The 9,114-nt window shown below is 47.5% G+C and carries 7 protein-coding genes; 1 reads left to right on the top strand and 6 read right to left on the bottom strand.

Annotation, left to right across the window (positions count from 1 at the left end):
* Positions 1-232: 232 nt before the first annotated feature.
* On the top strand, positions 233-3,646 hold the full coding sequence (locus tag HMPREF0671_RS11140; protein WP_052053032.1) for a discoidin domain-containing protein: 3,414 nt from the start codon (positions 233-235) through the stop codon (positions 3,644-3,646).
* Positions 3,647-3,737: 91 nt separating this feature from the next.
* Here HMPREF0671_RS11140 and HMPREF0671_RS11145 read toward each other — a convergent pair whose 3' ends face one another.
* From HMPREF0671_RS11145 to HMPREF0671_RS11170, 6 genes are all read right to left on the bottom strand, one after another.
* Positions 3,738-4,661 carry a sugar phosphate isomerase/epimerase gene (locus HMPREF0671_RS11145; RefSeq protein WP_036900686.1) on the bottom strand — a complete coding sequence of 308 codons (924 nt, stop codon included), beginning with the start codon at positions 4,659-4,661 and terminating at the stop codon, positions 3,738-3,740.
* 12 nt (positions 4,662-4,673) lie between these two features.
* Positions 4,674-5,579, bottom strand: coding sequence for a DUF1080 domain-containing protein (locus HMPREF0671_RS11150; RefSeq protein WP_036900689.1), 906 nt, complete (start codon positions 5,577-5,579; stop codon positions 4,674-4,676).
* A gap of 70 nt (positions 5,580-5,649) precedes the next feature.
* The gene (locus HMPREF0671_RS11155; protein ID WP_198025906.1) at positions 5,650-7,134 is read right to left on the bottom strand and encodes a Gfo/Idh/MocA family protein; all 1,485 of its coding nucleotides are present in this window, start codon (positions 7,132-7,134) and stop codon (positions 5,650-5,652) included.
* A gap of 66 nt (positions 7,135-7,200) precedes the next feature.
* Positions 7,201-8,268, bottom strand: a complete 1,068-nt coding sequence (locus HMPREF0671_RS11160) for a Gfo/Idh/MocA family protein (RefSeq protein WP_036900691.1) — start codon at positions 8,266-8,268, stop codon at positions 7,201-7,203.
* A 26-nt stretch (positions 8,269-8,294) separates the two neighbouring features.
* Positions 8,295-8,489: an alpha-N-acetylglucosaminidase C-terminal domain-containing protein gene (locus HMPREF0671_RS11165; RefSeq protein WP_036900693.1), complete on the bottom strand. Its 195-nt coding sequence runs from the start codon at positions 8,487-8,489 to the stop codon at positions 8,295-8,297.
* The gene (locus tag HMPREF0671_RS11170) at positions 8,479-8,772 is read right to left on the bottom strand and encodes a hypothetical protein (protein WP_062433606.1); all 294 of its coding nucleotides are present in this window, start codon (positions 8,770-8,772) and stop codon (positions 8,479-8,481) included. The genes HMPREF0671_RS11165 and HMPREF0671_RS11170 overlap by 11 nt, the downstream gene beginning before the upstream one ends.
* Between the last annotated feature and the right edge of the window lie 342 nt (positions 8,773-9,114).

Genomic DNA, 9,114 nt, shown 5'->3' on the forward strand with positions numbered 1-9,114 from the left:
CTTTTTGTTTTCTTATCTCGCTGCAGGGGCTTTTCAGCAATGCTGCAACGGCCTTTCAACATTGCTGCATGGGCTAGGCAGCATCTCTGCCACGGCTATGCAGTAAATCCTGTTCGCTTATTTTATCTATCAATCAAGAGCTTATTGATTATTTTTATTATCTTTGCACTATCCGTAAAAACTATCTATAAAAGCAATTTACTATATGCACAAACGTTTAATTTTAACTACTATGATGGCTTCAGTGTGTTTACTAGCCTCGGCAAACGGCCATGCCCGTACGCGCGGAATAGGACTCTATCCGGGAAGAGCGTGCGAAAACTTTGCCCCGACAATGGTCGTAGACAACACTTATCGCAATGTAGCCTTGCACAGAGCAGCTATCGCCTCGTCGTCGATAGACTATAATTTGACGGCACAGTTGGCCACCGACGGCATCGCCTCGGTCACAAAACCGACCACACTCACGGTTTCCACACCCGACGGCACGCTCGATCTGCGCAACAAGGAACGTGTGCTCGACCAGAATATCCACACATCCAACTTTCTCAAAGGCGAAGACACCTACATCCAAATGCATTGGGAGGGTATGCAACCGCAAGCTGATTCCATCGCTTTCAATGCCAAAATAGCTTATTATCCCGATAAGGCGACGAAGGGATACAGCATTGAAATTCTAGGTTCGGACAATGGAACGAAGTGGGAACGCATCTATCTCGATGCCTCCAAGAATCTGCCCGGCATCGCTACACGGCAGATGGTAAGCTCCGATCCCAACAAGCAGACCGATGTAGTACGTCTACCCTTGCGTGCTTTATTGAAGCGTATGCCCATCGGTAGTTTCCATCAAAAATATCTCCGCATACACTTCCGTATGGCAGGCTGTGCTTACTGGGAAGTGAGCAGCATGGACTTTAAGCGAGCAGACCGCATTGTCGAGGTAACACCAGCATGGAATTTCACCAGCGCATGGGTGGCCGACGGCTCACAAGAACAATGGTTGAAAGTGGATTTAGGTACGAAAGTAACCTTTGACCGTGTGCGTCTGCACTGGATAGAAGCACCCCAGCAGGGCAAAATACAGACTTCTCAAGACGGTCATACATGGGCCGATGCAGCTCAACTGATGCCTACGAAGAAAGCCATACAAGATATTTCGTGCAACGGCAATGCCCGCTACGTACGCCTACTGCTACAGAAGCCCGGCTCAACACGTCGTTATGCACTGGCCGAAATAGAGGTGATGGGACGTGGCGGCCTCACGCCCAAGCCGGCCAAAGTACGTGGTATGGAAGACGGTCGCTATTGGCTCGACGGTGGAAATTGGCAACTTTGTCGTGCCGGAGATACCCAATGGATACCGGCTACTGTACCGGGCACGGTGCTCACAAGCTATGCTAATATCGGCGCTTTGCCCCCGACCAACTTCGACAATAACCTCCGCCAGGTATCGGAATCATTCTTCAACTCCGATTTCAACTACCGAAACACTTTCACCGTACCTACAGAATACAAGGGCAAACAAGTATGGTTGAACTTCGATGGTATCAACTGGAAAGCCGAAATCAGCCTCAACGGCATCCTCATCGGTAAGATAGACGGCGCCTTCAAACGTGGCAAATTCAACGTAACGAAATATCTCCGAGCAGACGAGAACACCTTGGAAGTAAAGGTAATCCACAACGCCCACCCCGGCATTGTGAAGATAAAGAACGAGGAAAGTACCGACTTGAACGGCGGAGCATTGGGTGCCGACAACCCAACATTCCATGCTAGCATCGGTTGGGACTGGATAACATCGACGCCGGGACGAGAAGTTGGTATTTGGAACGACGTCTTCTTGACTGCTAACGACGGTGTAAGCGTAGCCGACCCAATGGTGACTACAGAACTTAACACGCCTGACACGCTGGCCACAATGACGCCTACCGTGCGCGTAGCCAATAGTTTGAACCGTGCTGTAGATGCTACTATACATGGATGGATTGGTGAAATCAAGTTCAAAAAGCGGGTACATCTCAACGCCAATACCACACAAGACATCAGCTTCTTACCCACCGAATACCCACAACTACGCAACCGCAAGATGCGGCTTTGGTGGCCTAACGGCATGGGCGAGCCCTATCTGTACGACGCAGGATATACCGTAGAGATGGATGGAACGTCTGATTCAATCCGTTACAAAGCCGGTATTCGCCAAGTATCGTATCAAACCATGGATACAGCCTTGCAAATATTCTTCAACGGACACAGGCTCGATCCGAAGGGAGGAAACTGGGGTTTCTCTGAAACCAACCTCAACTACCGTGGCCGCGAATACGATGCTGCCGTGCGATACCATCGCGATATGAACTTCACGATGATTCGTAATTGGGTCGGACAAATTGGCGACGAAGAATTTTATGAGTCTTGTGACAAGTATGGTATCGTGGTTTGGCAAGACTTTTGGCTTGCTAATCCATGGGACGGCCCCGACCCTTATCAGGAGAATATGTTCATGGACAATGCCAACGACTATATTTATCGCATTCGCCAACATGCCTCTATCGGCATCTACGTGGGACGAAACGAAGGCTATCCGCCTGCTACGCTCGACCAAGCACTGCGCAAGAGTATTGCCAAAGAGCATCCGCAACTAGGCTATATTTCCAGTTCAGCCGACGACGGAGTGAGTGGTCACGGTCCTTACTGGGCAGTTCCGGCCGACTGGTACTTCGCTCATACGGGCGAGAAACTACACTCTGAGCGTGGACTTCCCAATATCGTGAGCTACGAAAGTCTTAAGCGCATGCTCGCACCCGAACATCTTTGGCCGCAATCCATTGCTTGGGCACAGCACGACTTCACCCAAAAGGGTGCGCAACGTGGTGCCAGCTTCAACGAGATATTAGCTACCCGATTCGGTCAACCACAGAGTGCCAAGACCTTCACGGAGCAAGCTCAATGGATTAACTACGACCTACATCGCGCCATGTATGAGGCAGCTCAGCAAACAAGACAGGGCATGTTGATGTGGATGAGTCATCCTTGTTGGCCGTCAATGGTATGGCAAACCTATGACTACTACCTTGAACCGACAGCTGCTTACTTCGGTATTAAGAAGGCTTGTGAACCACTTCACGTGCAACTCAACGCCCATACCAAGAATATCGAGGTGGTAAACACCACCTTGCAAGCACATCAAGTGGAGATAGTAGAAGAACAATTCGACATCAGGGGCAACAAGATTAGCACACGTAACCATCGTGCCGACGTGGCAGAAGACCAAACCGTGCGCGTGGCGGAGTTGCTATCGGCCGATTTACCCATCCGACTGGTACGCCTGACACTGAAAGAAAACGGTCGGAAAGTGACCGAAAACTTCTACATCGAGGCTCGCTCGGAAGCCGACTATCAGGCACTGAAAGCATTGCCTGAAGCCAAATTACAATTCAGTCAGCACTTTGAACAGCAGGGAGATGAAATGGTGGGCCACATGACAGCAAAGAACCTGTCGGACGTTCCGGCCTACTATGTACGCTTAAATCTGAAAGGTAATGACGGCGAACAGATTCTCCCCGTGCTCTACGAAGACAATTACTTCACATTGTTGCCGGGCGAAGAGAAGACCGTTAAAGTGAGTTTCCGTGTAGAAGACAGCCATTAAAAAGCGCTTTTACACCTATATATAATAGTAAACAAACACAAAAAGTGGAGCTATGCTGATTGCATAGTTCCACTTTCTCTATATAAACATCTTACTTCTGCGTATAGCTTGCCTTCACAAACGGGCTGCGACGCAGATAATTAGCGCATCGTTTCACACCTTCCATGATGTCTATCGTACCATCGGTACCTTCCATCTCGACTACATAACCGTGCAATCCGGCTTCCTTGACATGCTTGAAGATAGCGTCGAAACCTACCATACCGCTCTTACCAAGCTCATACATGTCTTTAATATGCAACAGTCTGAAACGACCGGGATACTTCTTGAACCATTCCACAGGACTCTGTTGAGCCATCACAGCCCAATAAACATCCATCTGAAAGAAGACATATTCGGGGTTGGTATGGCTTACGAAATAGTTATACCACGCCTCATCACCCACCTTTTGAAACTCGTGTGAATGGCTATGATAGCCATAGAGAAGTCCCGACTCGCGGCACAATTTACCCACAGCATTGTGATAATCGCATAGGGTTTGTGCCTCTTCAAGCGTCTTAGGAACGTCACCCCATGGTGTAACAATATAAGTCATGCCGGCCGCTTTGTGCGCTTTGATAGCCTCTTTCCACCATTTCATGGCCGCAGTGAAGTCGTGATTCTTCACTTCTTCATCGGTCAAGACGCGCGTAGCATGTGAGGACAGTGGCATGAGGCCGGCTACCTGTACGTCGCTTTTAAACTGTTCAGGTGACACACCATAGAATTTTCCATCGCGATAGCTGGCAGCTTCTACTGCCGTATAGCCCATCTGTCGGAGCCGTTGAAAGACTTCCACATGATTCTTGGCATACTTTTCGGCATCGCCTATCAAGTCGCGAACGGAGTAAAGCTGCAATGCCATCTCCTTATTCGGCATGAGCCGATGTTGCCGATGGGCTCGGCGCTGTCCGTAAACAACGCCGGATCCAACCAACAACAGCGCCATACATGAACATAAAAACTTATTGTTCATAGGCCGCAGAGTTTATTTGAGTTCTTTGATACGAACATTGCGATACCATACATCATTACCATGGTCTTGGAAACCGATGTAACCTTCGTGGTTATCGCCACCCATATTGTTGAGCAATGGGAATGCAACAGGGAACTCTCCACCTTCTTTGAACTTGCTATTCTGCAACATTTCGGTCCATTTCGGAGTCCACAAGTGGTATTCCACAACGTTCTTTCCGTTCTGGGCGTGAACCACTGTACCCTGATATACCATAATCTTAGCCGTGTTCCATTGACCGTATGGCTTGGCATTCTGTGGCTTTGCCGGAATCATATCGTACAAAGAGGCAGCCTGACGATTGCCATCTACACCCAACTGAGCATCGGGATGATTGGCATTGTCGAGTATCTGATACTCAGAAGCCGACTGCCAAATGGGAATATAGACATCTTTTCCGTTTTCATTGACGGTGACTTCTTGAGCCAAATAGAACACACCGGAGTTGCCGCCCTTGGAGATTTTGTACTCAAACTGCAATTCAAAGTCCTTAAATTTATGCGCAAAGATGATGTCGCCACCGTCTTCTGCCTGTGCTTCTCCATTGCCTGAACCCTTCAAGTGCATAGCACCGTCTTCTACATTCCAGTTCTTGGGTGTCGCGTCCATGCCATAACCGCGCCATCCGGTCAGCGTTTTACCATCGAACAAGGTGATAAATCCATCCTTATCTTGAGTATATTTACTAATATCAATAATGGTTCTATCGGCTATCTTATAGTCTTTGCCAGCCTCAAGCGTCTTAGTAGAATCGTCATTTGCCCCAGTACATGCCGCACAAGAGCACTTACAATTCGTACAACCACACTTACAAGTCTTGTTACCACACGATGCCAACAGCGTAGCAGCGATGGCAGTTGCTAATAATATATGTTTCATAATTCTTTCAGATTAAGTTTTTTAGTTGATTGATACATAAGATTGTCGTTATATTCGCCATACTTAGCCTTTACAATATAGGCATTTCGGGCAACTTCCAACCACTGCGATAGACCGGTCGAATGAGTCGTGCAGCCAGTTCATTAGCGTCTACCGGCTCACTATAAGTACGATCGAAGGTTGGATGACCGTCGTGAATCTGGAACTTATCTTCGATGATTGAACGAATCTTGGTGCCTGTCGGGATGTTCGTAAACCTCATATTCTTACCATCCCACTTCAACCATTGACCCAATTCTTGCAATCTTACGGCAGCAACACCCATCACTATCATCTCGTTCAGAGGCCCTGACTCGCTGAAATCGGAAGCACTCGGCACACGATTGGCAGCACTTTCCTTACATGCACGAATCCAATCTTGCTGGTGATTGTCATCCTTTACAACGCGCAGACGCTCAGGAACAACCGGCTTTCTACCCGATAAGAGATAAGGATCATGCCCATAACACGGCACCACCATTGTATCTTTCGTGCCGTAGAAGATACAGCAACCATTCACATCCATCTTCTTTCCGAGTGGATGTCCTTCCGGATAATCGGGCAAAAGCCCACCATCGTACCACGTCAATGTACATGCCGGCAGCCCCAAACGAGGCATATTCTCGCGTGCATCAAACTTATAAGTAATCTTTTGTGCCGTCGGACAAGCATCGGTCATAAGCATTGTAGAACTTCCAATGACCTCGCAGGGATAACCTAAGTTCAACCCTTTGAACGCCACTTGCAGTATATGGTTGGCCATATCGCCTAATGCACCGGAACCAAAATCCCACCATCCGCGGAAGTTCCAAGGTGTATAAGATGAATGATAGTCACGATATGGAGCCGGACCAATAAAGGCGTCCCAGTTCAAAGTATCCGGAATGGACATCTTCTCTTTGGGTGCGGCCATGCCTTGTGGCCAAATGGGACGGTCAGTGAAAGCTTCAATGCGTGTTACCTCGCCTATCTCTCCATTCCACAACCAGTTGATGGCCTGTCGAGCACCTGCCGATGACGCCCCTTGATTACCCATCTGAGTAGCCACCTTGTATTTCTTTGCCAAATTGGTAAGCAGTCGTGACTCGTAAGCATAGAGCGTCAAAGGCTTCTCAACATACACATGTTTGCCCGCAGCAATAGCTTCTGCCGCGATGATAGCGTGCGTATGGTCGGCCGTAGCCACCATAACGGCATCGGCACTCTTGAGCATCTCGCTGTACATCTTGCGATAATCGTTGTAGCGTTTAGCCTTCGGATACTTGTCGAAAACGTGTCCGGCGTACTTCCAGTCAACGTCACAAAGACCAATAATGTTCTCTGTTTCCATGGCTTGGAGGTCGGCTGCACCTCTTCCACCGACGCCTACGCCCAGAATATTGAGTTTATCACTGGGCGAAACATGTCCATGTGTCTTGCCCAATACCGTGTTTGGAACGATGCTCGGAGCGATAATCATTCCTGCAAGTGCTGCACTTCCTTTCTTAATGAAGTTGCGTCTTGAGATGTTTGTCATAACTGTTAGAATTAAACTGTGAATGTTTTATGTTTAGATTAGTATCTATCAACGAGACGATAAGCCCTATTTACGGGGCAGAAGACCATATCCATCGGTCATATTTCGGCGACGTTCTCTGATTTCTTCCAATATACCTAGGTCGCCTTTCACTGGTAAATCATGCTCCAGACTGTCATTGAAAAACGCCCATGAATACTCCGAAGCGATAGCAGCATCGGCAAATGAAGGCAATCGAGAATCACGTTTGCCAGTCAAGATTGACTCCGCCATTAACTCGATAAGTACATCTATGTTTTTCCCACCAAAATCTTTTTCCTCTTCAATGGTCTGCGTGACTCCTCGCAACTCCACCTTTGCCGTGTGGAAATCGTGCGTCATGCGTGCCACTCCTTTCGTGCCAATCACATCGATGTACGAGTTGTGGGTCTGGTCTTTTGACAATTGTCCGTAGACAAAGCCCTGAGTAATATCGAACACCACCCCGTTTTCAAACGTTCCGTGGCACTGTAGCCACCAAGGGTCGCGATAATTCCACATCCTGACGCCTTGCGCGTGCCACGTTTTGTACTCGCTGGCGGCATACCAACGCGCCAAATCCACATAATGCATGCCACAATCATGGAAGCTAGGTCCCTCGGATGAATGGCCTTCGCCCGGTGCCAAGCCCGGCGTCATGTGACAAATGCGCAGGATAGCCAAGTCGCCAATCTCTCCGGAATCAACAAATTGCTTGATCGTATGGTGGTACCAAGCATTGCGAAGATACAGATTGACCGTACAGAAAAGGTCGCTTTGGCTAGCCAATTGCACCACTTCGCGCTCATGTTCTATTGTGTCGGCAATGGGTTTTTCTGCTATCACGTGCTTACCTGCCCGAAGTGACTGTTCTATACGGGCTTTACGATCGCTCGCTACAGCACTCAAGACCACCAAACGTACGGCAGTATCGGCAAATATTTCGTCTGAATCGGCCACGATTTTGGATTCAGGAGAAAGTCGACGAGCCTCGTCCCGGCATACAGGACTGACGTCGCAGATGTAGCAGACTTCGTATTTCGGGTTCTTTTGGAACTCTTGTAAATAGAAGCGTCCCATCCTTCCAAATCCTATAATTGCAACTTGTATCTTCATGTCTATTATCTTTTCCTGTTTTTAATTTATTCTATTATGTTTTTTGTTTCATTGATAAGCTGAATACCATAAGCCACTTTATCGGCTATAGGAGTCACCTTGCTAAATCCTTTCTGCCGTTCTACGAAGTTCTTCTCCCATGCCGGGATGTCGAATTTCGCACCTGTCTTCTGTTGTTCAAAATAGTGTTGCCATCTCGGCAGATAGTAATCACGTATCAAGCCCGACCATATACGAGCAGAATAGTCGTCGACTGGTGGCTTCTATAATCAGTTTATTATGATTCACTTGCTGCTTGAAGGTTTTCAATTCTCCCGTTTTACGCTCCAAAAGTTTCAAACGAACACGGTCATCGTGAGAGAAACGTTGAATCACCTGTGCCGCAGCAGCCACCTTTTCTTTTGAAGATACAGCCCGTTGTGCCCATGCCGAAACCGGCATATACAAGATAAAGAGCACTATATATATAGTACGCGTACGCACAAAGGATAGGCTATTTTTCATTATTCATGGGTTAGAAGGTTCTAATTAAGATTTGTTTTTACAAAGGTATGTATTTTATAGTAATCTAAAGGTCAATGGATGATAAAAATATTTCATAATTTTTGTCAAAGAGTTCAGCATCCAACGTACAAGAAGTAGCCATAAACAAACATTCCCCCTCAATGCTATTGCACTTCTTATAACCACTTACCAACAAGAAATACACTCACTTCTCACTCCTAACTAGCCTACTTGTCAACTAGAAATAAGCTCCCTCTTCTTGGGAAAGAAGAACTTATAAAATCAAGAATTTATCAACTCAGTTTACTGCCTCGGCTTAGCAACCATGCTGTCTCGGCTTTT

The organism is Prevotella sp. S7 MS 2 (genome assembly GCF_000762865.1).
Lineage (GTDB): Bacteria > Bacteroidota > Bacteroidia > Bacteroidales > Bacteroidaceae > Prevotella.

Excerpts from the sequence above, each read along its gene's own strand:
- HMPREF0671_RS11140 (WP_052053032.1), top strand. The coding sequence starts at position 233 with ATGATGGCTTCAGTGTGTTTACTAGCCTCGGCAAACGGCCATGCCCGT.
- HMPREF0671_RS11145 (WP_036900686.1), bottom strand. The coding sequence starts at position 4,661 with ATGAACAATAAGTTTTTATGTTCATGTATGGCGCTGTTGTTGGTTGGA.
- HMPREF0671_RS11150 (WP_036900689.1), bottom strand. The coding sequence starts at position 5,579 with ATGAAACATATATTATTAGCAACTGCCATCGCTGCTACGCTGTTGGCA.
- HMPREF0671_RS11155 (WP_198025906.1), bottom strand. The coding sequence starts at position 7,134 with ATGACAAACATCTCAAGACGCAACTTCATTAAGAAAGGAAGTGCAGCA.
- HMPREF0671_RS11160 (WP_036900691.1), bottom strand. The coding sequence starts at position 8,268 with ATGAAGATACAAGTTGCAATTATAGGATTTGGAAGGATGGGACGCTTC.
- HMPREF0671_RS11170 (WP_062433606.1), bottom strand. The coding sequence starts at position 8,772 with ATGAAAAATAGCCTATCCTTTGTGCGTACGCGTACTATATATATAGTG.